This window comes from Actinacidiphila acididurans (assembly GCF_016918855.1).
Taxonomy (GTDB): domain Bacteria; phylum Actinomycetota; class Actinomycetes; order Streptomycetales; family Streptomycetaceae; genus Actinacidiphila; species Actinacidiphila acididurans.
This window is the reverse complement of the sequence record NZ_JADKYB010000012.1, coordinates 124,335-148,314: the sequence shown is the minus strand read 5'-3', so window position 1 is coordinate 148,314 and position 23,980 is coordinate 124,335. Positions and strand designations below refer to the sequence as shown.

The window sequence follows — 23,980 nt, the reverse complement described above, 5'->3', positions numbered from 1 at the left end:
GGTGCGGCACCGGGGCAGGGCCGGGGGGCTGCTGAGGGGCTGTCAGGGCCGGAGCGCGAGCTTGCCCACGGTGGTGCCCTCGTCGAGCGCCATGAGCGCCTTGGGGCCTTCGGCCAGGTCGAAGACCGTGGGGCGGCCCGGCGGGTAGACGCCGGCCTTGATCAGGGCGTGCAGTTCCTCCAGGAGCTCGCCCATCAGCCGGGGCGCCTTCTGCGCCAGCACACCGATGTGCAGTCCGATCAACTGCACCGGACGGAAGTTCAGGTCGCGGTTGGTGACCGCCGATTCGCCGGCGGTCATGCCGTAGACGACGACGCGCCCGGTGACCGGGCGGGCCGCGGCGACACTGGTCCGGAAGACCTCGCCGCCCACGGATTCCAGCACGACGTCGGCGCCTCGGCCGTCGGTCAGCCGCATGACCTCCGCCGCGACGTCGGCCGTGCGGTAGTCGATGACGTGGTCGGCGCCCAGCGCCCGTACGGTGTCGTGCTTCTCCGGCGAGGCGCAGGCGAGCACCGTGGCGCCGTAGTGCTTGGCCAGCCGGACCGCGGCCTGACCGACGGCCCCGGCCGCGGCGTAGACCAGCACGGTCTCCTCGGCGGCCAGCCGGCTCAGGCGCAGCGCCGCCAGGGCGGTGGCCCAGTTGATCACCATCCCCAGCGCCTGCTCCTCGCTCCATCCCTCCGGAAGCGGCAGGGCGCCCGCGGCCGGCAGCACCATGTACTCGGCGAAGGCGCCGTAACCGGCCCCGACCACCCGGTCGCCCAGCGCCAGATGCTCCACCTGCGGCCCCAGGGCGACGACGGTGCCGGCCCCCTCGAAGCCGGCCAGGTACGGGGCCTGCGGTCCGCCCTCGTACGTGCCGTGGGTCTGCATCACGTCGGCGAGATTGACGCCGGCGGCGGCCACGCGGATCAGCACCTCACCGGGACCGGGTTCCGGTACCGGCACGTCGGTGGCGAGGGCCAGAAGATGTGGGCCGCCCAGCGAGGGCTGGCGTAAGGCGCGCATGGCGCCGGGCACGATGCTGTCGCTCATTGGTCGATCGTCCCAGTCCGTTCAGTGTGTTCGTCGGGCTTGCCCAGGATAGTGACGATCACCGTCTCCCCCGCCGTCCGGCGCGGCCGGGGAGGGCCGAATCAGGCGCCGTTCCGCACCGGCTCCAGGATGGCCACGCATTCCATGTGGTGGGTGAAGGGGAACAGGTCGAAGGCGCGCAGGCGGGTGGGGTGGTAGCCCTCGGGGGCGAAGTAGGAGAGGTCGCGGGCGAGGGCGGCCGGGTCGCAGGCGACGTAGGCGATGCGGCGGGGGGCGAGGGCGGCGATCCGGCGGACGGCGGCGAGGCCGGCGCCGGAGCGGGGCGGGTCGAGGACGACGAGGTCGGCCTCGGTGATGCCGGTGCGGGGCAGGACGTGTTCGACCTTGCCCTGCTCGACGCGGACCCGGGGCAGATCGCGCAGGTTGTGGCGGGCGTCCTCCACCGCGCGGCGGGCGGATTCGATGCCGAGGACGGCCCCGCGCTCCCCCACCCGCTCGCCCAGGGCGCCGGCGAACAGGCCGACCCCGCAGTAGAGGTCCAGCGCCATGTCGCCCTGGCGCGGCATCAGCCCCTGCATCACCGCTTCGACCAGCAGATCCGCCGCCTTGGGGTGCACCTGCCAGAAGCCGCCGTCGCCCACCCGCCAGGTGCGGCCCGCGGCCACCTCGCGGACGAAGGGGCGGCCGTGCACCCGGTGCACCGCGTGGTCCCGCTCGCCGATCCGCTGCACCGACACCGGCCGGTCCAGCGCCACGATGGGCAGCCGCCCGCCGGGACGCGGCGTGAGCACCACCTGCCGGTCGCTGGAGCCGGTGGCCGCGATCGCCTCCACCGAGGCCATCTGCGGCCAGGTCCGGGCCTCGATGCCGAGTTCGGTCACCCCGGGCGCGGCGATCATGCAGTGGTCGATCACCTCGACCTCGTGCGACCGGTGCCGGCGCAACCCCGCCCGGCCCTCGTGGTCCACGGCGTACTGCACCCGGGTCCGCCAGGCCGGCACCTGGCCCCGGGCCACCTTGTCGCCGGGTGCGGGCTCGACCGTGCCGTCCCAGCCGGCCTCCTCGGGGGTCAGGCCGGCCAGCCGCGCCAGCTGCTCGGCCAGCACCACCGCCTTGAGCCTGCGCTGCGCCCCGGGGGCGGCGTGCTGCCAGTCGCAGCCGCCGCACCTGCCGGGCCCGGAGAACGGGCAGGGCGCCTCGACCCGGTCCCTGGACGGCTCCAGGATCCGTACCGCGTCGGCCCGCAGGAAGCGCGCGCCCTCCTCGCCCTCGGTGACCCGGGCGATCACCCGCTCACCGGGCAGCGCGTGCCGGACGAACAGCACCTGGCCGGCTTCGGTACGGGCGACGCAGTGGCCGCCGTGCGCCACCTGGCCGACCTCGACCTCGTACTCCTGGCCGACGAGGGAAGGGACGGGTTCGGTCTGCATGGCGGGGCTGCTCCTGGGCGGCACGTGGAAGAGGGGGCGCGACCGGTCGGGCCGCACCGTGCACTGTCGCAGCGGACTATTTTACGTCGCCGCGCGAGGACGCACTGTCCGCCCGGGACGGCGGCGGTCCGCCGGCGCCCTGCCGGGAGCCTGCCGGACCGGTCACGCCGGCCCCCGTCCCGGCACCGTCCCCGGCCTCCGCCCTGCGCGGCGCGCCCACCGGGCCGCGCCGGACCGAGCCGGGCGCGTTCCAGTCCGCGCGCCGCCTGGCCCGGGCCCGGGCCAGCTCGGAGGACTCGAGCTGCCACGGCACCGAGGTGACCATCACACCGGTGGTGAACAGCAGCCGGCCCTTGAGCCGCAGCGCGCTCTGGTTGTGCAGCAGGTGCTCGTACCAGTGGCCGACCACGTACTCCGGGATGTAGATGCTGACCACGTCGCGGGGGCTGTCGCGGCGCAGGCCCTTGACGTAGTCCACGATCGGCCGGGTGATCTCGCGGTAGGGCGAGTCGAGGACCTTCAGCGGCACGTCTATGCCGCGCCGCTGCCACTCCGCCTGCAGCGCCCGGGTGTCGTCCGGGTCGACGTTGACGCTCAGTGCCTCCAGGGAGTCCGAGCGCATCAGCTTGGCGTAGGACAGCGCCCGCAGGGTGGGCTTGTGGACCTTGGAGACCAGCACGATCGAGTGCACCCGGGAGGGCAGCACGTAGTCGTCGCCGGGCTCGTCGCCGGCCGAGAGCTCGTCGGCGACCCGGGTGTAGTGGCGGCGGATCGCGGTCATGGTGGCGTAGAAGACCACCATGCCGACGACCGCGACCCAGGCGCCGTGGGTGAACTTGGTGAGCAGCACGATCACCAGCACCAGGCCGGTGAAGAAGGCGCCGAAGGCGTTGATCGCCCGGGAGCGGACCATGCGGCGGCGGGCGGCCTGGTCGGTCTCGGTGCGCAGGTGCCGGTTCCAGTGCCGGACCATGCCGGTCTGACTGAGGGTGAAGGAGACGAAGACGCCGACGATGTAGAGCTGGATCAGCCGGGTGGAGTCGGCGCCGTAGATCCACACCAGGACGGCGGCGAAGCCGGCCAGCAGCACGATGCCGTTGGAGAAGGCCAGCCGGTCGCCGCGGGTGTGGAGCTGGCGGGGCAGGTAGCGGTCCTGGGCGAGGATCGAGCCGAGCACCGGGAAGCCGTTGTAGGCGGTGTTGGCGGCCAGGAACAGCACCAGGGCGGTCACCGCGGCCAGGAAGACGAACGGCAGCGAGCCGTGGCCGAAGACCGCTTCGGCGACCTGCGCGATCACCGGGTCCTGGGTGAAGCCGGAGCCGACCGGCCGGCCGTGGTTCAGCAGGTCGGTGGCCGGATTCTCGGCCATCCGTACGCCGGTGTTCATGGCCAGCGCGATGATCCCGCAGAACATGGTGACGGCCAGCAGGCCCATCATGGCCAGCGTGTTGGCCGCGTTGCGGGACTTGGGCTTGCGGAAGGCGGGCACGCCGTTGCTGATCGCCTCCACGCCGGTGAGTGCCGCGCAGCCGGAGGAGAACGCCCGTAGCAGCAGGAAGACCAGTGCGAAGCCGCCGATCCCGGAGGATTCGGCGTGGACGGTCAGCCCGGCGGTCGGGGCGTGCATGTCGTGGCCGGTGGCGATCCGGAAGATGCCCCAGGCGATCATGCAGAACACGCCGAAGACGAAGGCGTAGGTCGGGATGGCGAAGATCGTGCCGGATTCGCGCACCCCGCGCAGGTTCATCAGCATGAGGATCACGATCATGCCGACGGCGCCGAGCACCTTGTGGGTGACGAAGAACGGGACGGCCGAACCCAGGTTCTCGATGCCGGAGGCGACCGACACGGCCACCGTGAGCACGTAGTCCACCAGCAGCGCGCTGGCGACGGTCAGCCCGGCCCGCGGGCCCAGGTTGGTGGTGGCCACCTCGTAGTCGCCGCCGCCGGATGGGTATGCGTGCACGTTCTGCCGGTAGGAGGCGACCACGGTGAACATCAGCACCACGACCGCGACCGCGATCCACGGGCTGAAGTGGTACGCCGACGCGCCCGCGATCGACAGCACGAGCAGGACCTCGCCCGGCGCGTACGCGACCGAGGACAGCGGGTCGGACGCGAAAACGGGCAGGGCCAGCCGCTTGGGCAGGAGAGTTTCGCCCAGTTTGTCGCTGCGCAGCGCCCGGCCGATGAGGATCCGTTTCGGCACGTCGGTCAGTTTGGACACCCCGCGATGTTAAGGGATCGTCAAGATGTCCGGAGGCCCCCCTGCACGGACCGGACCCCGGGGCACTGTGGCAACCTTCTGCGCCGCGCCGCGCGTGTGTAGCTTTGGCCGCGGTCTGAGACGCTGAGTGCGCCGAAAGGTGCCGAAAGGTCGGTCTCGGGCAGCTCTCGTCGCACACCCCGCGGCGGGCGGTGGCACTGAGGAATCACAGCCGGAAGGACGGTCGTGCACGTCGTGATTATGGGGTGCGGTCGAGTGGGGTCCACTCTTGCGCACTCCCTCGAACAGCAAGGGCATACGGTCGCGGTGATCGACCAGGACCCGACGGCGTTCCGCCGCCTGGGGGCCGGGTTCGGGGGACGCCGGGTGACCGGAGTCGGGTTCGACCAGGACACATTGCGCGAGGCCGGAATCGAGGAGGCGGGCGCCTTCGCCGCCGTCAGCAGCGGGGACAACTCCAACATCATCGCCGCCCGGGTGGCCCGGGAGATGTTCGGCATCGAGAACGTGGCGGCCCGGATCTACGACCCGCGGCGCGCCGAGGTCTACCAGCGGCTGGGCATCCCCACGGTGGCCACGGTGCGCTGGACCGCCGACCAGATGCTGCGGCGGCTGCTGCCGTCGGGCGCGGAGCCGCTGTGGCGCGACCCCAGCGGCGGGGTGCAGCTCGCCGAGGTGCACACCTCGCCCGCCTGGATCGGGCACAAGGTCAGCCGGCTGCAGGAGGAGACCGGAGTGCGGGTGGCATTTCTCACCCGGCTCGGCGAGGCGATGCTGCCGACGTCGCAGACCGTGCTCCAGGAAGGTGACCTGGTGCATGTGATGATGCGCACGGACGGGGTGTCCGACGTCGAGGCGGCGTTCGCCAAGGGTCCCGAGGAGGCGCGCTCATGAGGGTCGCCATTGCCGGGGCGGGCGCGGTCGGCCGGTCGATCGCGGCCGAGCTGCTGGAGAACGGCCACGAGGTGCTGCTGGTCGACAAGAACCCGACCTCCATCTCGGTGGAGCGGGTGCCGCAGGCCGAGTGGCTGCTCGCGGACGCCTGCGAGATCACCTCGCTGGACGAGGCGGCGCTGCAGCGCTGCAACGTGGTGATCGCCGCCACCGGGGACGACAAGGTCAACCTGGTGGTGTCGCTGCTGGCCAAGACCGAGTACGGGGTGCCGCGCGTGGTGGCCCGGGTGAACAACCCCAAGAACGAGTGGCTGTTCAACGAGTCCTGGGGCGTGGACGTGGCCGTGTCCACCCCGCGGCTGATGTCGGCGCTGGTCGAGGAGGCGGTGAGCGTCGGCGACCTGGTGCGGCTGCTGCGCTTCAGCCAGGGCGACGCGAACCTGGTGGAGCTGACCCTGCCGCAGGAGGCGGCACTGGTCGGCACCCGGGTGGGTGATGTGAGCTGGCCCACCGACACGTCGCTGGTGACGATCATCCGCGGCAACCGGGTGCTGACGCCGTCCAAGGACGACGCGCTGGAGGCCGGGGACGAGCTGCTGTTCGTGGCGGCCCCGCACCGCGAGGAGCAGCTGGAGGACCTGCTGTCGCTCCAGGACGGAAAGGACGCAGCGGAGCCGACCACCGAGGCCGAGGAGAGCTGAGCCCAGGAAAGAGGCCGGGGCCGAGGCCGGGGCGAGCCGCCGAACTCAGCTCGGGAAGTCGCCGGTCAGGAGGCGGAGGAGGCGCGGGCCTTCTCCGCCTTCTCCGCTTCCTCCATCTCCGCGATCACGTCGATCGGCGGCGGCGCCTTCACCAGGAAGATCCAGGTGAGGTAGACCGACAGCAGGAAGGGCGGGATGCCGAGCGCGACCTTGACCCAGCCGAGCTGGGTGGCGTTCCCCCACCAGTAGAGCGGGAAGAGGATGGCCGACTTGGCCAGCAGGATCAGGCCCCAGGCCCAGCTCGCCTTGGTGTACGCCTTCAGCCGGCCCGGGTTGCGCTTGCGCCAGGACAGGTTCTCCCGGAACACCGGGCCCAGGATCAGGCCGAGCAGCGGGAAGCCGGCGGCGGCCGAGACGATGTAGGCCACGGCCAGGCCGAGGGTGTAGAGCATGCCGGGCAGGTAGAAGTTCTTGGCGTTGCCCGACATCATCGCGAAGACCGCGCCGAAGGCGACGCCGAAGATCCCGCTGAAGGCGTGCTTGAGGGTGTCGCGCTGCGCCAGCCGCGCCGCGCCCATCACGACCGACAGCGCGAGAGCGGCCAGCGCGGAGATCTTGATGTCGTGGTCGGCGGTGTAGATCGCCACGAAGATCAGGCCCGGGACGGTGGTCTCCACCATGCCGCGGACCCCGCCGAACGCCTCGAAGAGCGCTGCCTCGGTGACGGCCCTGGCCGTCGCGTCCGGCTGCTCCGGATCGTGCTGACCGTCCTGTACGGGGGTCTGCTTGGGGGTCGACGCCACCTGTCACTCCTGTCCGACCGGACGCAGTTCGTACTTGGGGTTGAACAGCACCGGACGGCCCCGGTTCATCGAGATCCGGCCGGTGGCGAAGATGCGGCGGCCGGGCTCTATGCCCGTGATGCTCCGGCGGCCCAGCCACACCACGTCGAGCGCGGCGGACCCGTCGAACATTTCGGCTTCCAGCGCGGGCACGCCCGCCCGGGGACGGAGGGTGACCGTACGCAGCGTACCCGTAACGGTCACGACATCACGATCGGTGCAGTCGCTGATCCGGGTGCACCCGGTGGCCAGCGCCTCCTGCCGCAGCTCCTCGGAGTGCAGCTCCTCGGGCGAGGAGGACAGCCGGTCGAGCATGCGGCGGAAACGGCCCGCGGGCCGGTCGGGGCGTACGGCACCACTCATGTCTGCAAGGGTACCGGCCGGACCCCGGACGGCGGTGGTCCCGGGGCGCGGCCTGTGGACGAACGGATTCGGTCCGCCGCCCGCGGGCGGCCGCGGCCCCGCAACCGGCCCGGGCACCGCGGCGGCCCCGGGCACCGCGCCCGCTACGGCTCGAAGCGGTAGCCCATCCCCGGCTCGGTGATGAAGTGCCGCGGGCGGGCCGGGTCGGCCTCCAGCTTGCGCCGCAGCTGGGCCATGTAGACGCGCAGGTAGTTGCTCTCGGTGCCGTAGGCCGGGCCCCACACCTCCTGGAGCAGCTGCCGCTGGCCGACCAGCCGGCCGGGGTTGCGCACCAGAACCTCCAGCAGGTGCCACTCGGTGGGGGTCAGCCGGACGTCGGCGCCGCCGCGGTTGACCTTCTTGGCGGCGAGGTCCACGGTGAACGTCTCGGTGTCCACCGTGGCCACGTCGTCCTCGGGGCCGGAGGGGGTGGCCCGGCGGACCGCGGCGCGCAGCCGGGCCAGCAGCTCGTCCATGCCGAACGGCTTGGTGACGTAGTCGTCGGCGCCGGCGTCCAGCGCCTCGACCTTCTCCCCGGACGCCTGGCGGGCGGACAGCACGATGATCGGCACCCGGGTCCAGCCGCGCAGCCCGCGGATCACCTCGACGCCGTCCATGTCGGGCAGGCCCAGGTCGAGGACGACCACGTCGGGATGGCGGGCGGCGGCGATGCGCAGGGCGGTGGCGCCGTCGTGCGCGGCGTCCACCTCGTAGGAGCGAGCGCGCAGGTTGATGGCCAGGGCCCGGACGAGCTGCGGCTCGTCGTCGACCACCAGCACCCGGTGCATGGGCGTCCTCTTCTCGGTCGTCATGGTGTCCTCACGCCGCCTGCCGTGCCGCGGCCGTACCCGGCGCAGGGCCGCGCGCGCCGGCCCGCGCCCCGGCCGGCCATGTCACGGCCGGTCATGTCACGGCCGTGGCCGGCAGGCCGGGTCGGGCGGCGGCGCCGGTCGCGGCGCGCAGGGTGAAGACCATGGTCAGGCCGCCGCCGGGGGTGTCCTCCGCGGTCAGCGTGCCGCCCATGGCCTCGGCGAAGCCGCGGGCCACCGCCAGGCCCAGCCCGACGCCGGTCCCGCGCGGTGCGTCGCCGTAGCGCTGGAACGGCTCGAAGATGTGTTCCTTGGCGCTCTCCGGGACGCCCGGGCCGCGGTCGACCACCCGGACCTCCACCCGGTCGCCGAGCGCGCTCGCGGCCACCAGCACCTTGTCGCCGTCGGGGCTGTACTTGACGGCGTTCTCCACCACGTTGGCCACCCCGCGCTCCAGCAGGCCGGGGTCGACGGCGACCATGGGCAGGTCCTCGGGGATGTCGAGGGTGACGCTGTGCTCGGGCACCCCGCCCAGCGCCATGGGCACCACTTCCTCGAGCCCGGCCTCGCGGATGATCGGGGTGACGGTGCCGGTCTGCAGCCGGGACATGTCGAGCAGGTTGCCGACCAGGTGGTCCAGCCGGTCGGCGCCGTCCTCGATGCCGGCCAGCAGTTCGGCCTCGTCCTCGGCGGACCAGGCCACGTCGTCCGAGCGGAGCGAGGTCACCGACGCCTTGATGCCGGCCAGCGGGGTGCGCAGGTCGTGCGAGACGGCGGCGAGCAGGGCGGTACGGATCCGGTTGCCCTCGGCCAGTTCGCGGGCCTGCTCGGCGGCGTCGGCCAGGCGCTGCCGGTCCAGCACCACCGCGGCCTGCGCGGCGAACGCGGACAGCACCCGGCGGTCGGTGGCGGGCAGCACCCGGCCGGTGAGCGCCAGCGACAGCCGCTCGCTGACCGGCACGTCCACGTCGGCCTCCTCCGGCCGCAGGCACGGGGTGCCGCCGACGAAGGCCGCGCAGTGCCAGGGGCCGTGCTCGCCGGAACGTTCCAGCAGCACCACCGAGTCCATGCCGAAGGTCTCCCGGACCCGTTCCAGCAGCGCCTCCAGCGAGCGGTCGCCGCGCAGCACGCTGCCGGCGAGGTAGGACAGGATCTCCCCCTCCGAGCCGAGCCGGGCCGCCTGCTGGGTGCGCCGGGCGGCCAGGTCCACCACGGAGGCGACGGCGACGCCGACCACGATGAAGATCACGATGGCGATGATGTTCTCGGGCTGGGCGATGGTGAAGGAGTGGGTGGGCGGGGTGAAGAAGTAGTTCAGCAGCAGCGAACCGCCCGCCGCGCAGACCAGGGCCGGCCACAGCCCGCCGATCAGGGCGGCGGCCACCGTCAGGGTCAGGAACAGCAGCATGTCGGTGGCCTGGGCGATGCCCGGGTGCCAGTGGGTGAGCAGCAGGGTCAGCAGCACCGGCCCGGCGACCCCGGTCAGCCAGCCCGCGATCACCCGGGAGCGGCCGAGTCTGGCGCCGCGGGCGGCGGGCAGGCCGCGGCCCTTGGCGGCGTGCTCGTGGGTGACGATGTGGACGTCGATGTCGCCGGACTCGCGGGCGACGGTGCTCCCGACCCCGGGCCCCAGGGCGTACTGCCAGGTCTTGCGGCGGCTGGTGCCCAGCACGATCTGGGTGGCGTTGACGCCGCGGGCGAAGGCCAGCAGGGCGTCGGGCACGTCGTCGCCGATCACCTGGTGGAAGGTGCCGCCCAGGTCCTCCACCAGGGTGCGCTGGTCGGCCAGCTCGCGGCTGTGGCCGACGGCCAGGCCGTCGCTGCGCACGATGTGCACGGCCAGGATCTCGCCGCCCGAGCCCTTGGTGGCCATCCGGGCGGCCCGGCGGATCAGGGTCCGGCCCTCGGGTCCGCCGGTCAGGCCCACCACGATCCGTTCGCGGGCCTGCCAGACGCCGGATATGCGGTGGTCGGCGCGGTACTGCTGGAGGTATTCGTCGACCCGGTCGGCGGTCCACAGCAGGGCCAGCTCGCGCAGCGCGGTGAGGTTGCCGGGCCGGAAGTAGTTGGACAGGGCCGCGTCGATCTTGTCGGAGGCGTAGATGTTGCCGTGCGCCATGCGGCGGCGCAGCGCCTGGGGCGACATGTCGACCAGCTCGATCTGGTCGGCGCGGCGCACCACCTCGTCCGGCAGGGTCTCGCGCTGCCGCACCCCGGTGATGGCCTCCACCACGTCGCCGAGCGACTCCAGGTGCTGGATGTTGAGGTTGGACACCACGTCGATGCCCGCCTCCAGCAGTTCCTCGACGTCCTGCCAGCGCTTGGGATTGCGGGAGCCGGGCACATTGGTGTGGGCGAGCTCGTCGACCACGACGACCTCGGGCCGGCGCCGGAGTATCGCGTCCACGTCCATCTCGGTGAGCGCGGTGCCGCGGTACTCGGTCTCCCGGCGGCGTACCTCCTCGAGGCCGCGCATCATGACCTCGGTGCGCGGCCTGCGATGGTGCTCGACGTATCCCACCACGACGTCCGTCCCGCGCTCGGCGCGCCGGTGCGCCTCGGAGAGCATGGCGTAGGTCTTGCCCACGCCCGGGGCGGCCCCGAGGTATATGCGCAGCGTGCCGCGTGCCATGCCTTGACCTTAGAACGACCGAACCGAACAAATCGGACAGCCTACTCCGGCCGGGCTCACCTTGACGGCGTCTTGACGCCTCCCGGGCCCCCGGAGCCGTCCGGCGCGGCGGGTGCCGTGCCCCGGGCGTCGTCGGAGGTCACGACGCCGTCGCGCAGTTCCAGGACACGGTCGGCGAGGGTGAGGAGCTGGGGATCGTGGGTGGCGACCAGGGCGGTGACGTGTTCGGAGCGGACCACGGCGCGCAGGAGTTCCATCACGGCCAGGCCGGTGTCGGCGTCGAGCTGGCCCGTGGGTTCGTCGGCGATCAGCAGCAGCGGGCGGTTGGCCAGGGCGCGGGCGATGGCGACCCGCTGCTGCTGGCCGCCGGACAGCTCGGTGGGGCGCTGGGCCGCGTGACCGGCCAGGCCGACCAGGGAGAGCAGCAGCTCGACCCGGGCCTCCCGCTCACGCGCCGGGACCTTGCGCAGCCGCATCGGCACGCCCACGTTCTCGGCGGCGGTCAGGATCGGGATCAGGCCGAAGGACTGGAAGACGAAGCCGATCCGGTCCCGGCGCAGCGCCAGCCGCTCCTCCTCGCCGAGCGCCGCCGGATCGGTGCCGTCGATGCGCACGGTGCCCGCGTCGGGCGCGTCCAGGCCGCCGACCAGGTTCAGCAGGGTGGTCTTGCCCGAGCCGGACCGGCCCTTGAGGGCGACCAGCTCCCCGCGCCGTACGGTGAAGGACACCCCGCGCAGCGCGTGCACGGCCGTCTGCCCGCTGCCGTAGGTACGGTGCAGGCCGTCGGCGACCACCATGTCCTCGGCCACCGCGCCCTCACCCACCCGCATGTCCTCGCTCACCGCTCCCCCCTTCCCGCCCCTGCCGGCGAAGGACCACCCGGTCGAAACGACCGAAAAGATCACCCGGCCACCGAAACGTATCGGCGACCGGGTGGCCGGTGCAATGGTCGACGAGGCGACGCGAGCGGCGCCGCGGTCCGGCTCAGTGCAGCTCGGTGATCTCCGGGCCGCGCCGCATCGGGTCGATGCCGTCCCCGAACTTCGAGGACCGGCCCTGGTCGGGCGCGGTGCCGTCCGGCACCATCTGGGCGTCGTTGGGCAGCTTGAGCACGACCGGGTCGCGCGGCGCCATCGGGGCCTCGCCGCGGACGACCACGGTGTCGCGGAAGACGGCCTCGAGCACCCCCGCGGCACCCGGCTGCACCGCGCCCTGCCCGGAGATCACTCCGCGCAGGAACCAGCGCGGGCCGTCGGAGCCGACGAACCGGACGAGCTGGACGCCATTGGTGCCGTCGGGCAGCTGCACGGGCACCTGCGCCCGCAGCTCCCAGCCGAGCGGTCCCTCGACCTGGTCGACGATGCCGCCCTGCTCGGTGATGCCGGCGGCGATCTCCTCGCGCACCTCACCCCAGATGCCCTCGGACTTCGGGGCGGCGAACGCCTGCAGCTGGATGGCGCTGTCCCGCAGCACCACGGTCGCGGCGACGATGGACTCACCGGCCACCTCGACCCGCAGCTCCATGCCGTCGACCCCGGGGACGAACAGGCCGCCGAGGTCCACCCGGCCGTTGCCTGCGTCGTTGACCTCGCTGACGTCCCACGGCCCGTCGGGGCGCGGGGCGGCCGGAAGGTTGTACCGCGACGGGGCGGAGTCGTCCTGCTCCGCGCTCTCCTCGGCCGCCTCCTCCGGGCCCTCGGCCTCGTCGAATTCGTCGGCGGCTGCGCGCTCCTTGCGACGACGGAACACGTTACTGTCCTTCCCGGTCGCTGAGGACCGATGCGTATTCATTGGTGGACGTGTCCGTCCGCGGCGTCTCCACCGCGGCGTGACCCCCCGTGGAGCCGAAGCCCCCCGCGGCCCGGGCGGAGCCGGGCAGCTCCGCCACTTCGTGGAACCTGACCCGCTCGACCTGCTGGACGACCAATTGGGCGATCCGGTCGCCCCGCTCGAACCTGACATTCTCGCGCGGGTCGAGATTGACCACGATCACCTTGATCTCTCCACGGTACCCGGCATCGACCGTTCCCGGGGCATTCACCATGGCCACTCCGCACCGGGCGGCCAGACCCGAGCGGGGATGCACGAAGGCCGCGTACCCGTCGGGCAGCGCGAGGGCGATGCCGGTGGGCAGCACGGCGCGCTCGCCGGGCGCCAGGTCGGCGGCCTCGGTGGTCACCAGGTCCACGCCGGCGTCGCCGGGGTGCGCGTACGAGGGCACGGGCACGGCCGGGTCCAGGCGCCGCAGCAGGACGTCCACCGGGGGACGGACGGCGCTCACCGGGACTCCTCGCGCCCGCGGCTCACGGGTTCACCTCGAAGGCGCGGGTGACCTTGTCCTGGTCGGGGTCGGCCATCGCGGCCCGGATCTCGTCCGGCCGCCCGTGGGTGGTGAAGTGGTCGACCTTGACCTCGACGAACAGCGCGTCGGCGCGCACCGCCAGCGGCCCGTCGGGACCGCCTATCCGGCCCTCGGCGGTGCTGAAGATCTTGCGCCCGGCCACCGCGTGGCAGCGGGCGGCCAGGTGCAGGGTGGCGCCGACCGGCACCGGGCGGACGTAATCCGTCTCCAGGCGGCCGGTGACCGCGATGGTGCGCAGCAGCCAGTTCAGCGAGCCGAGCGTCTCGTCCAGGGCGGAGGCGAGCACGCCGCCGTGCGCGAGGCCCGGGGCGCCCTGGTGGGCGGGGCGGACGGTGAACTCGGCAGTGACGCTCACGCCTTCGCCGGCCGTGGTCACCAGGTGCAGTCCATGGGCCTGGTCCTCGCCGCAGCCGAAGCACTGGTCGTAGTGCGACCCGAGCAGCTCGCCGGGGGCGGGTGCGTCGCGGTGGCGTACGGGCGCCGCGGCATCGGGCGGCGGAGTCAGTCCGGGCCGCTCGGGGCCCGGGGGCATGGTGGCTGCACTCACGCCGCAGACCCTACCCTCCTGGGCGATCCTTTCCCGTCCCGCGGCCTCACAGGTTCGGCGGCCGGTTCCGGGGCAGGTTTCACGGCCTGTGCGGGGGCGTGCCGGGGGTCGGTCGGCGGCCCGGTCGCGGGGGCGGCTCCGGACGTACCACGGGCCGGCTCCGGGCCGGGAAACGGCCGGTTCCGGGGGCCCGCCCGGTGCCCCGACGGGTCCCTTCGGGGCCCGCACAGGGGGGCATGGCAGTCTGGTGCCATGTCTGGTGCCCTTCCCGGTGTCTCCCCCGGTTCCCCCGCCGCTCCCCGGCCCGCCACGACCGGCCTCGCGCGGCCGTACGACGAGCGGCTGACCGCGCCGCGCTCGTGGTGGGCGATGGCGATCGGCCTGGGGGTGGCGATGGCGATCGTCGTCTATCCCTTCGGGCCGCTGGCGATGCTGGCCGGGCTCGCGGGCGGCGCGGCGCTGGCGATGGCCGCGGTCAGCTCCTACGGGTCCGCGCGGATCCGGGTGGTGGCCGGCTCACTGGTGGCGGGCAAGGCGCGGGTGCCGCTGTCGGCGCTGGGCGAGCCGGTCGTGCTGGACCGCGACGAGGCGCTGGCCTGGCGGTCGCACAAGGCCGACCCGCGCGCCTTCATGCTGCTGCGCTCCTACGTGCCGACCGCGCTCAAGGTGACGGTGACCGACCCGGCGGACCCCACGCCCTACCTGTACCTGTCCACCCGGGCGCCGCAGCGGCTGGCGGACGCCCTGGTGGCGGCACGGGCGGCGAGTGGCCGTACGGGCGGCACAGGCGCCGCGGGAAGCGGTACGGGCACCGGTGACGGCGTTACGGATCAGGGCGCCGCGGGCTGAGGCCGTACGGGCCCCCGGGCGGCGGCGCCGATCGCCCTCGGCCAGGCCCTCAGTCGAGCGGCGGGGCCTCGTCCACCGGGCCCTGACCGGAGGGGCCGGTGGGGGCGCCGGGAAGTTGGGGCAGCTCGTCCCAGGGGCGCTGGGCGGCGCGCAGGTCGCGTCGTACGTGCTCGGCGAGCCGGCGGGTGTCGCGCCGGTTGAGCAGGGCGCCGACGCTGGCGCCGATCAGGAAGGGCGTGAGCGCGGGGCTGTGCTTCAGGGTCCGGCGCACCAGCCGCTGCCGCATCTCCTTCTTCATGGAGGTGCTCAGGGCGACGCTGACCGTGGACAGCCTCGGGGCGTCGATACCGCGCTGCTCGGTCCAGGACCAGAGGTAGGCGGACGCGCGCTCCCGTGCGTTGCCGGGCGCGCGCAGTCCGTAGACCTCGTGCAGCTCGGCGATGAGCTTGAACTCTATGGCGGCCACACCGAGGGTCTCGGCGGCCACTTCGGCCGGCATGGCCGGCGGTGCGGGCAGCATCGCGGCGGCGCCCACCCCGGCGCCGACCGTCATCGTGCCCTTGACCGCGGCGGCGATCAGCCGGTCCGCGATCTCCTCGGGGCCGAGCCCCGGGAAGTGCCTGCGCAGCGTCGTGAGGTCGCGCACCGGAATACGGGGCGCGGTCTCGACCAGCCGCTCGGCGAGTGCTCCGATGCCGACCCGGGCCTTGCGGCCGCCCCTGCGGGCGGAGCCGCGTACGCCGCGGGTGAGCCCGCGAGCGGTCACGGCCGCGAGCGAGGCCGCACGGCCTCGCTCGGCGTCCTCGGGGCCTTCCGGTGAGCCGGACACGGCGCTCGGAGGAATCAGGCCGCGCAGTCGCGGCAGATCGGGTTCCCGTTCTTCTCCGCCGCGAGCTGGCTCCGGTGGTGCACCAGGAAGCAGCTCATGCAGGTGAACTCGTCCGCCTGGCGGGGCAGCACGCGGACCGACAGCTCCTCGTTGGAGAGGTCGGCGCCCGGCAGCTCCAGGGCTTCGGCCTGGTCGAACTCGTCGACGTCGACCGCGGAGGTCGTCTTCTCGTTCCGCCGGGCCTTCAGTTCCTCGATGCTGTCCTCGTTGACGTCGTCATCGGTCTTGCGTGGGGTGTCGTAATCCGTTGCCATGTCGCTCTCCCCCTGTGGGTGTCTGCGGTGTCTCCAGCGCACGTAACGCGCGGGAGGCCGGACTTGTGCCCGACCCGAGGCGGAGATTTTGCCTCACATCAAGGCCCGTTACTCAATCGACACCCGTCACGGCCCCCGAAGAGGTGATCGCGCGGGTGGCCGATCATGGTCCGTGGCGGTCCGAAAGTGGCCCGCCCCGGGTGCCTTCACGTGTACTTCCCGTGATCATGACCTGCGGAAACATGGATTTTTCCGGTCGTTTCCCTGGCCAGGCGCTCACCGAGCGTACCCGAGGACGCCAGCCACTGTGCGATTGCTCACAACCCGTTCCGGCCCGGCACAGACCCCGAAATTACTCCCAAAGCGAACAGGGACCGGCCGTGCCGAACGGGACGGGTGTGACCGGGACCACGCACGGGCCGGGTGAGACGGCCCACAGCGGCCCGGGCCCGGTACGGGCGGGCCGTGGCCGGCCCGTACAAGGCCCTCACCGGGTCCTGCGCAGCTCGGACCGGGCTCACACCGGTATGGCCACCCGCATGACGAGCCCGCCGCCCTCGCGCGGTTCCGCGGTGATCAGTCCGCCGTGCGCCCGCGCCACCGAGCGCGCGATGGACAGCCCCAGGCCCACGCCCTTGTCGCTGCCGGTGCGCTCGGTGCGCAGCCGGCGGAACGGCTCGAAGAGGTTGTCCACTTCGTAGGCGGGGACCACGGGACCGGTGTTGGCCACCACGAGGAGCGCTTGCCCGCCTTCCACGGCCGTACGCACCCGTACCCAGCCGTCCTGGGCGACGTTGTAGCGCACGGCGTTCTGCACCAGGTTCAGGGCGATCCGCTCCAGCAGCACGCCGTTGCCCTGGACCACCGCGGCGTCCAGGTCGGACTGGAGTTCCACGCCCTTGGCCTGGGCCTCGGAGCGGGTCTGGTCCAGCGCCTGGGAGGCCGCCTCGGCCAGGTCGACCGGCTTGCGGTCCACGATCTCGTTCTCGCTGCGGGCGAGCAGCAGCAGGCCCTCCACCAGTTGCTCGCTGCGTTCGTTGGTGGCCAGCAGGGTGCGGCCGAGCTGTTGCAGGTCGGGCGAGGCGCCCGGGTCCGCGAGCTGCACCTCCAGCAGGGTGCGGTTGATCGCCAGCGGGGTGCGCAACTCGTGCGAGGCGTTGGCCACGAACCGGCGCTGGGCGTCGAAGGAGCGCTCGAGTCTGTCCAGCATCTCGTCGAAGGTGTCGGCGAGCTCCTTCAGTTCGTCGTCCGGGCCGTCCAGCTCGATCCGCCGCTTGAGGTCCGAGCCGACCACGCCGCGGGCGGTGCGCGTGATCCGGCCGAGCGGCGCCAGCACCCGGCCGGCCATCACGTAGCCGAAGGCGAAGGCGACCACGGCCAGGCCGATCAGGGCGATCAGCGACCGCTTGAGCAGCGTGTTGAGCGCCTGCGCCCGCTGGACGTCCATGCAGTGCGCGAGCGCCTGGTTGAACGCCGCGGTGCTGGTCTCGCCCTGCAGGCCCGGACAGGTGTCGCTGTTGATCTGGACCTGGCCGGAGGTGAGCGTGAAGAGCTGGCCGTTGCCGTGATGCAGCGCCTGGGCCGCCAGCAGGTAGATGATCCACAGCAGCAGCACCCCGGCGATCAGGAACATGCCGCCGTAGAGCACGGTCAGCCGTATCCGGATGGTCGGGCGCAGCCAGGGCAGCGGGCCCTCGGCCGGGTGCGGGTCCCACAGCGGACGCGGCGGGAGCGACGGCGGCCGGTCCGGCTGCGGCGGCTGTGCGGGCCGGGCACCGTGCGGGACCCGGATCTGCGCGGCGGGCCGGCCCTGGCGGCCGGCGGAGGGCCCCTGCGGGGCGGCGGGTCCGGGACGGCCGGCCGGCTCGCCCTTGCGGGCGGCACCGGACAGCTGCCCGGGCCGCCGCTGGGGCTCGGAGTTCGGTACGTAGGGGGACGACGGCGACACGGCGTTCAGATCCGGTAACCCGAGCCCGGCACGGTGACGATCACCGGGGGCTCGCCGAGTTTGCGGCGCAGGGTCATGACGGTGACCCGCACCACGTTGGTGAAGGGGTCGGTGTTCTCGTCCCAGGCCTTCTCGAGCAACTGCTCGGCGGAGACCACCGAGCCCTCGCTGCGCATGAGCACCTCCAGGACGGCGAATTCCTTGGGGGCCAGGTGCACCTCGCCGCCGTCGCGGAACACCTCGCGGCGGTTGGGGTCCAGCCGGATGCCGGCGCGCTCGAGCACCGGGGGGAGCGCGGCGGTGGTACGGCGGCCCAGGGCGCGCACCCGGGCGGTCAGCTCGGTGAAGGCGAACGGCTTTGGCAGGTAGTCGTCGGCGCCCAGTTCCAGGCCCTCCACCCGGTCGCTGACGTCGCCGGCCGCGGTGAGCATCAGCACCCGGGTGGGCAGGCCGAGCTCGACCATCCGCCGGCACACCTCGTCACCGTGCACCACCGGAAGGTCACGGTCGAGGACGACCACGTCGTAGTCGTTGACGCCGATGCGCTCCAGGGCGGCGCCGCCGTCGTAGACCACGTCGACGGCCATGGCCTCGCGGCGCAGCCCGGTGGCAACCGCATCGGCGAGCAGTTGCTCGTCCTCGACGACCAGTACGCGCAAGGCGCTGTTCCTTCCATGAGCTGTGAAAACGGCAGGGGGATCCCCGGTCCATCGTGCACCGAACGGCCGTAAATCGGCGGTAAGGGTCGTCCGGTCGAACGCCGGCAACGGGGGCGGCAGCGGCGGGGGGCGCGGGCGCCGCCCAAAGTCGGCGAACGGCGGCGAAGGGAGGCGAAGGACGGCGAGGGCGGCCAAGGGCGCGAAGGCGCGGAATTTCCCCGGGGTCGCGGAGGTTTCCGCTCCGGGCTCGGTGGGGAGGACGGCTGTACACCCAACCACCACGCCTTGCCAGGCGTATCCGCGTTTGGCATCTGGCTTTGACACATCCCCGTGTCAACGGAGACGACGAGGGGGCGCACATGGACGCGTTCACGACGGGAATCCTGCAGCGCATACACGCCACGGAGTCCGATCTGCGCCGGGCCCGGGAAGCCGGGGACGACTACCTCGCCGAGGTCGAACAGGGCGAGCTGGACGACCTGCGCCGCATCGCGGCCGAGCACGGCGTGGACGTACGGCAAAAGGTCGCCTGAACCAGGCCCGCACCACGGCAGCCGACCCCGAAGCCGCACGCCCCGGTCACCGCATCACGGTGCCGGGGCGTTCGCATGCCCGGGGCGAGGCCCCGGACGGCGGGCGTACGGCCTGCCGAGGCGCGTGCGCCGGCGCATGGGGCTCGGGCGCCGGTCGGGTCCGCCGGGCCCCCGCTCGGGCCCGGACGGCCTCTTCCCCGTCCCTCGATCGGGTATCAGTCGTGCCAGGCGCCCAGGTCCTCCAGGAGGCCCTGGAGCGGCTCGAAGAGGCCGGGCGGGGCCGCGATGGTGAGCTCGCCCGAGGCGGGGGCGCCGGGCCGGCCGCCGGTCAGGGCGCCGGCCTCGCGGGCGAAGAGCTCGCCGGCGGCCAGGTCCCACGGGTTGAGGCCGCGCTCGAAGTAGCCGTCCAGCCGGCCGCAGCCCACGTCGCACAGGTCGATGGCGGCCGAGCCGGCCCGCCGGATGTCGCGGACCCGCGGCACCAGGGTGCGGACCACCTCGGCCTGGGCGGCGCGGCGCTCGGCGAGGTAGCCGAAGCCGGTGCCGATCAGGGCGTGGGAGAAGCCGGGGGCGGGCCGGCAGTGCGCGGGCCTGCCGTTGACCAGCGCGCCGCCGCCCAGGACGGCCTGGTACGTCTCGCCGCGCATCGGCGCCTCCACCACGCCCACCAGGGTCCGCCCGTCGCGCTCGGCGGCGATGCTGACCGCCCAGGACGGCAGGCCGTAGAGGTAGTTCACCGTGCCGTCCAGCGGGTCGATCACCCAGCGCACCCCGCTGGTGCCGGCGCTGCTGGCGCCCTCCTCGCCGAGGACGCCGTCGTCGGAGCGGTGCCGGGCGATCACGGAGGTGATCAGCTTCTCGGCGGCGATGTCCATCTCGGTGACGACGTCGATGGGGCTGGTCTTGGTGGCGGCGACCTCCAGGTCGGCGGGCCGCCCGTCACGCAGCAGGGTGCCGGCCTCGCGGGCCGCCTCCAGGGCGACGGCGAGAAGCTGTGCGATCTCCTCGGGGTCCTGCGCGCTTCCGGCGGTGCCGGGGTGTGTGCTCATGCCGGTGATGCTCCTCAATCCGTGCCGGCCGCGGCGGGCAGCGGGGTCCGGGCCGGGCAGCAGCCGGCCGGGCAGATGTCGTGGCTGGGGCCCAGGGCGCCGAGGGCACAGCGGGCGGGGGCCAGGCCGCGCTCGGTGGCGGCGCGTTCCTGCACCAGGTCGCGAATGGCGGCGGCGAACCGTGGGTCGGCACCGACGGTGGCGGCGCGGCTGACCGGCAGGCCGAGTTCGGCGGCCTTGGCCGCGGCCTCGGTGTCCAGGTCGTACTTCACCTCCATGTGGTCGGAGACGAAGCCGATCGGCACCATGACCACGGCGGGTGCGCCGGCCTCGTGCGCCTCCTCCAGGTGGTCGCAGATGTCCGGTTCCAGCCAGGGGATGTGCGGGGCGCCGCTGCGCGACTGGTAGACCAGCTCCCAGGGGCGCTCGATCCCGGTGGCCTCGCGGACCCGGTCGGCCACCAGCCGGGCGACGGCCACGTGCTGGGCGACGTAGGCGCCGCCATTGCCGTGGCCCTCGACCGGGCCGGAGGTGTCGGCGGCGGTGAGCGGAATCGAGTGGGTGGTGAAGGCCAGCCTGGCGCTGTCGCGGACCTCCGCCGGGAGGGCGTCGAGCGCCGCCAGGGTGGCGTCGACCATGGGGTCGACGAAGCCGGGGTGGTTGAAGTAGTGGCGCAGCTTGTCCACCCGCGGCACCGGGCGGCCCTCCTCGGCCAGCACCGCGAGGGAGGCGGCCAGGTTCTCCCGGTACTGGCGGCAGCCGGAGTAGGAGGCGTACGCGCTGGTGGCCAGCACCAGGACGCGGCGGTGCCCGGCGTCGCTCATCTCGCGCAGGGTGTCGGTCAGGTAGGGCGCCCAGTTGCGGTTGCCCCAGTACACCGGCAGGTCGACGCCGTGCGCGGCGAACTCCTTGCGGATCGCGTCGAGCAGCTCCCGGTTCTGCGCGTTGATCGGGCTGACCCCGCCGAACAGGAAGTAGTGCTTGCCGACCTCCTTGAGCCGCTCGCGGGGGATGCCGCGACCATGGGTGACGTTCTCCAGGAACGGCACCACGTCGTCGGGTCCCTCGGGGCCGCCGAAGGACAGCAGCAGCAGGGCGTCGTAGGGGTGGACGTCCGGAGTTCCGGACGGGCTCGCGGGCGACGCCGCGGGGTCGGCTGCGGGCGCCGGTGCTTCGGGTTCGCGCATGGTCACGATCCTGCCATCCCGTTCCGGAAAACCGGTTGCCCGGCTCCGTAAGCTGTCTGCACCGGTCATGTTCCTTACGGCGTCCGTACGGCGGGACCGGCGGGGACCGTGCGCGCCGCCGCGGCCCCCGACGCACCCGTCACGCGACACCCGGAGGAGGGCGATGGCCGGCCCGTACCAGGCGATCTTCGCGCCGCCCGGCACCAGGGGCTTCTCCGCGGCCGGCCTGGTCGGCCGGATGCCGCTGTCGATGCTGGGCGTCGGGATCGTGACCATGGTCTCCCAGGTGACCGGGCGGTACGGGCTGGCGGGCGCGCTGTCGGCGACGCTGGCGCTGGCCGCCGCGGTGTGCGGGCCGCAGGTGTCGCGGCTGGTGGACCGGTACGGGCAGCGACGGGTGCTGCGGCCGGTGTGCGTGGTCACGGTGACGGCGATCACCGCGCTGGTGATCGCGGTACGCACCGGCGCGCCGGAGTGGGTGGACTTCGCCTGCGTGCTGTGCGGCGGGCTCACCCCGAGCATGGGCGCGATGGTGCGGGCCCGGTGGGCGGCGGTACACCGGGGCGCGCCCGAACTGCTGCACACCGCCTACTCCTTCGAGTCCGTGATGGACGAGATCGTCTTCATCCTCGGGCCGATCCTGTCGATCGGGCTGTGCACGGTGTGGTTCGCCGAGGCGGGGCCGCTGCTGGCGGTGGTGTTCCTGGGCGTCGGGGTGCTGCTGCTGACCGCTCAGCGGGGCACCGAGCCGCGTCCGCACCCCGGCGGCGGACCGGCCGAGCGCTCGGCGCTGCGAGCGCCGGGGCTGTGGGTGCTGGCGGCGTCGTTCGTCGGTACCGGCGCGGTGTTCGGGTCGGTGGACGTCGTCACGGTGGCGTTCGCCGACGAGCGCGGGCACAAGGCGCTGGCGAGCCTGGTACTCGCCTCCTATGCGCTCGGTTCGTGCCTGGCTGGGCTGGTGTTCGGGCTGGTCGTGCCGCGCGGCACCCATACCGGCCGGTTCCTGGTGGGTATGTGCGCCATGGCGGTGAGTATGATCCCGCCACTACTGGTCGGAAACCTGTGGTTCCTGGCCATGGCGCTGTTCGTCTCGGGCACGACCATCGCCCCCACCATGGTGACCGCGATGGGCCTGGTCGAACGGCTGGTACCGCGGACGAGGCTGACCGAGGGCATCACGTGGACCACCACGGGGCTCGCGGTGGGCATCGCCGTCGGGGCCTCGCTCGCCGGTCGGGTGATCGACGCGCGCGGCGCCTCCGCGGCGTTCGTGGTGCCGGCCGCCGCGGCGGTCCTCGCCGTGGCGGTGGCGTTCTCGGGGAGCCGCCGGCTGCGTCCGGCGCCGGAGCGGGAGGGCGAGGATGGCGGGTACGGCGACGAGTACGGCGCGGACGCCGCGGACCGGCACGTGGCATAACTGGGCGGGCAACGTCACGGCCCGCCCGGCCCGCACCGAGGCGCCGGCCTCGGTGGACGAACTGGCCGCCGTGGTGCGCCGGGCGGCCGCCGACGGGCTGCCGGTCAAGGCGGTGGGCAGCGGGCACTCCTTCACCACCGCGGCCGCCACCGACGGGGTGCTGATCCGCCCGGAGCGGCTGACGGCGATTCGGTCCCTGGACCGCGCGGCCGGCACCGTCACGGTCGAGGCGGGGGTACAGCTCAAACACCTGAACGCAATGCTCGCCGCCGAGGGTCTGTCGCTCACCAATATGGGCGACATCATGGAGCAGACCGTCGCCGGGGCGACCAGCACCGGCACGCACGGCACCGGGCGGGACTCCGGCGCCATTGCCGCGCAGATCACCGCCCTCGAACTGGTGACGGCGGACGGCTCGGTGCTGACGTGTTCGGCGCGGGAGAACCCCGAGGTCTTCACGGCGGTCCGGGTCGGGCTCGGGGCGCTCGGCGTGGTCAGCGCCCTCACCTTCGCGGTGGAACCGCTGTTCCTGCTGACCGCCCGTGAGGAACCGATGTCCTTCTCCCGGGTGATGGACGAATTCGACCGACTCGTCGCGGAGAACGAGCACTTCGAGTTCTACTGGTTCCCCCACACCGAGGGATGCAACGTCAAGCGGAACAACCGCAGTCAGGGCCCGGCCGCGCCGCTGCCCGCGGTGCGCGGCTGGATCGACGACGAACTGCTCTCCAACGGCGTCTTCCAGGCCGCCTGCGCCCTGGGCCGGGCCGCGCCGGCCGCGATCCCGGGCCTGGCCCGGGTGGCCAGCCGCGCGCTGTCGGCCCGTACGTACACCGACATTCCGTACAAGGTGTTCACCAGCCCGCGCCGGGTGCGGTTCGTGGAGATGGAGTACGCGGTGCCGCGCGCGGCGGCGGTGGACGCGCTGCGGGCGCTGAAGCGGACGGTCGAACGGTCGGGTCTGAGGATCAGCTTCCCGGTGGAGGTACGGGTGGCGCCGGCCGACGACATCACGCTGTCCACCGCGTCCGGCCGGGACAGCGCGTACATAGCGGTGCACATGTACCGGGGCAGCCGGTACCAGGAGTACTTCACCGCGGTGGAGCAGATCATGACGGAGCGGGAGGGACGGCCGCACTGGGGCAAACTGCACACCCGGGACGCCGGGTACCTGGCGGACGTCTATCCACGATTCGGGGAATTCACCCGATTGCGGGAACGGCTGGATCCGGACCGCCGGTTCGGCAACGATTACCTGCGCAGGGTGCTGGGTTCGTAGCCGTACGTCCGGATTTGCCCGGAGCGCGGGGG

The 23,980-nt window shown here is 73.1% G+C and carries 23 protein-coding genes; 6 read left to right on the top strand and 17 right to left on the bottom strand.

All coding sequences use genetic code 11. The annotated features are described in order from the left end of the window. Positions 1-42: 42 nt before the first annotated feature. The 3 genes from ITX44_RS22585 to ITX44_RS22575 form a co-directional block, all read right to left on the bottom strand. Positions 43-1,038: an NADPH:quinone oxidoreductase family protein gene (locus ITX44_RS22585; protein WP_236061299.1), complete on the bottom strand. Its 996-nt coding sequence runs from the start codon at positions 1,036-1,038 to the stop codon at positions 43-45. A gap of 101 nt (positions 1,039-1,139) precedes the next feature. Next, positions 1,140-2,468 carry a class I SAM-dependent RNA methyltransferase gene (locus ITX44_RS22580; protein WP_205359136.1) on the bottom strand — a complete coding sequence of 443 codons (1,329 nt, stop codon included), beginning with the start codon at positions 2,466-2,468 and terminating at the stop codon, positions 1,140-1,142. Positions 2,469-2,544: 76 nt separating this feature from the next. After that, on the bottom strand, positions 2,545-4,695 hold the full coding sequence (locus tag ITX44_RS22575) for an APC family permease (protein WP_205359135.1): 2,151 nt from the start codon (positions 4,693-4,695) through the stop codon (positions 2,545-2,547). Positions 4,696-4,920: 225 nt separating this feature from the next. Between ITX44_RS22575 and ITX44_RS22570 the strand changes: the two genes are divergently transcribed. Together ITX44_RS22570 and ITX44_RS22565 are read left to right on the top strand one after the other, a co-directional pair. Beyond that, positions 4,921-5,589: a potassium channel family protein gene (locus ITX44_RS22570; protein WP_205359134.1), complete on the top strand. Its 669-nt coding sequence runs from the start codon at positions 4,921-4,923 to the stop codon at positions 5,587-5,589. Next, positions 5,586-6,290: a potassium channel family protein gene (locus ITX44_RS22565; protein ID WP_205359133.1), complete on the top strand. Its 705-nt coding sequence runs from the start codon at positions 5,586-5,588 to the stop codon at positions 6,288-6,290. The genes ITX44_RS22570 and ITX44_RS22565 overlap by 4 nt, the downstream gene beginning before the upstream one ends. 65 nt (positions 6,291-6,355) lie before the next feature. Here ITX44_RS22565 and ITX44_RS22560 read toward each other — a convergent pair whose 3' ends face one another. From ITX44_RS22560 to ITX44_RS22525, 8 genes are all read right to left on the bottom strand, one after another. Next, complete coding sequence (locus tag ITX44_RS22560; protein WP_205359132.1) at positions 6,356-7,093, bottom strand: DUF3159 domain-containing protein; 738 nt, start codon at positions 7,091-7,093, stop codon at positions 6,356-6,358. A gap of 3 nt (positions 7,094-7,096) precedes the next feature. Next, the gene (locus tag ITX44_RS22555) at positions 7,097-7,495 is read right to left on the bottom strand and encodes an OB-fold nucleic acid binding domain-containing protein (protein ID WP_205359131.1); all 399 of its coding nucleotides are present in this window, start codon (positions 7,493-7,495) and stop codon (positions 7,097-7,099) included. Positions 7,496-7,638: 143 nt separating this feature from the next. Continuing rightward, positions 7,639-8,322 carry a response regulator gene (locus tag ITX44_RS22550; protein WP_205359257.1) on the bottom strand — a complete coding sequence of 228 codons (684 nt, stop codon included), beginning with the start codon at positions 8,320-8,322 and terminating at the stop codon, positions 7,639-7,641. Positions 8,323-8,437: 115 nt separating this feature from the next. Continuing rightward, entirely contained in the window at positions 8,438-10,975 is a 2,538-nt protein-coding gene (locus ITX44_RS22545; protein WP_205359130.1) for a DUF4118 domain-containing protein, read from the bottom strand. A gap of 56 nt (positions 10,976-11,031) precedes the next feature. After that, a complete protein-coding gene (locus ITX44_RS22540; protein ID WP_205359256.1) occupies positions 11,032-11,805 on the bottom strand; it encodes an ABC transporter ATP-binding protein in 774 nt (257 codons plus the stop codon). A gap of 154 nt (positions 11,806-11,959) precedes the next feature. Continuing rightward, on the bottom strand, positions 11,960-12,724 hold the full coding sequence (locus ITX44_RS22535; protein ID WP_205359129.1) for a DUF3710 domain-containing protein: 765 nt from the start codon (positions 12,722-12,724) through the stop codon (positions 11,960-11,962). A gap of 1 nt (position 12,725) precedes the next feature. Further along, positions 12,726-13,256, bottom strand: coding sequence for a dUTP diphosphatase (gene dut / locus ITX44_RS22530; protein WP_205359128.1), 531 nt, complete (start codon positions 13,254-13,256; stop codon positions 12,726-12,728). 22 nt (positions 13,257-13,278) lie between these two features. Next, complete coding sequence (locus tag ITX44_RS22525) at positions 13,279-13,869, bottom strand: PaaI family thioesterase (protein ID WP_205359255.1); 591 nt, start codon at positions 13,867-13,869, stop codon at positions 13,279-13,281. A gap of 357 nt (positions 13,870-14,226) precedes the next feature. On the opposite strand from ITX44_RS22525, the gene ITX44_RS22520 reads away from it, so the two are divergent. Then, positions 14,227-14,733: a DUF3093 domain-containing protein gene (locus tag ITX44_RS22520; protein WP_265934281.1), complete on the top strand. Its 507-nt coding sequence runs from the start codon at positions 14,227-14,229 to the stop codon at positions 14,731-14,733. A 49-nt stretch (positions 14,734-14,782) separates the two neighbouring features. Here the strand turns inward: ITX44_RS22520 and ITX44_RS22515 are convergent, their stop codons facing one another. The 4 genes from ITX44_RS22515 to ITX44_RS22500 form a co-directional block, all read right to left on the bottom strand. Then, positions 14,783-15,499 carry a hypothetical protein gene (locus ITX44_RS22515; protein ID WP_307795434.1) on the bottom strand — a complete coding sequence of 239 codons (717 nt, stop codon included), beginning with the start codon at positions 15,497-15,499 and terminating at the stop codon, positions 14,783-14,785. Between the two features lie 77 nt (positions 15,500-15,576). Continuing rightward, positions 15,577-15,876: a DUF4193 domain-containing protein gene (locus ITX44_RS22510; RefSeq protein ID WP_205359126.1), complete on the bottom strand. Its 300-nt coding sequence runs from the start codon at positions 15,874-15,876 to the stop codon at positions 15,577-15,579. A 517-nt stretch (positions 15,877-16,393) separates the two neighbouring features. Beyond that, a complete protein-coding gene (locus ITX44_RS22505; protein WP_205359253.1) occupies positions 16,394-17,668 on the bottom strand; it encodes a sensor histidine kinase in 1,275 nt (424 codons plus the stop codon). 161 nt (positions 17,669-17,829) lie between these two features. After that, positions 17,830-18,483: a response regulator transcription factor gene (locus ITX44_RS22500; RefSeq protein ID WP_205359125.1), complete on the bottom strand. Its 654-nt coding sequence runs from the start codon at positions 18,481-18,483 to the stop codon at positions 17,830-17,832. Positions 18,484-18,842: 359 nt separating this feature from the next. Between ITX44_RS22500 and ITX44_RS22495 the strand changes: the two genes are divergently transcribed. Next, entirely contained in the window at positions 18,843-19,016 is a 174-nt protein-coding gene (locus ITX44_RS22495) for a hypothetical protein (RefSeq protein ID WP_205359124.1), read from the top strand. Positions 19,017-19,231: 215 nt separating this feature from the next. Here ITX44_RS22495 and ITX44_RS22490 read toward each other — a convergent pair whose 3' ends face one another. Both ITX44_RS22490 and ITX44_RS22485 read right to left on the bottom strand, forming a co-directional pair. After that, the gene (locus ITX44_RS22490) at positions 19,232-20,065 is read right to left on the bottom strand and encodes an inositol monophosphatase family protein (RefSeq protein WP_205359123.1); all 834 of its coding nucleotides are present in this window, start codon (positions 20,063-20,065) and stop codon (positions 19,232-19,234) included. A 14-nt stretch (positions 20,066-20,079) separates the two neighbouring features. Continuing rightward, a complete protein-coding gene (locus ITX44_RS22485; RefSeq protein ID WP_205359122.1) occupies positions 20,080-21,252 on the bottom strand; it encodes a ferrochelatase in 1,173 nt (390 codons plus the stop codon). 163 nt (positions 21,253-21,415) lie between these two features. Here ITX44_RS22485 and ITX44_RS22480 point away from each other — a divergent pair, with 163 nt between their 5' ends. Together ITX44_RS22480 and ITX44_RS22475 are read left to right on the top strand one after the other, a co-directional pair. Then, entirely contained in the window at positions 21,416-22,669 is a 1,254-nt protein-coding gene (locus ITX44_RS22480) for an MFS transporter (protein ID WP_205359121.1), read from the top strand. Next, positions 22,614-23,948 (top strand): D-arabinono-1,4-lactone oxidase, encoded by a 1,335-nt coding sequence (locus tag ITX44_RS22475; RefSeq protein WP_205359120.1) that lies wholly within the window; start codon positions 22,614-22,616, stop codon positions 23,946-23,948. The genes ITX44_RS22480 and ITX44_RS22475 overlap by 56 nt, the downstream gene beginning before the upstream one ends. Positions 23,949-23,980: the final 32 nt, after the last annotated feature.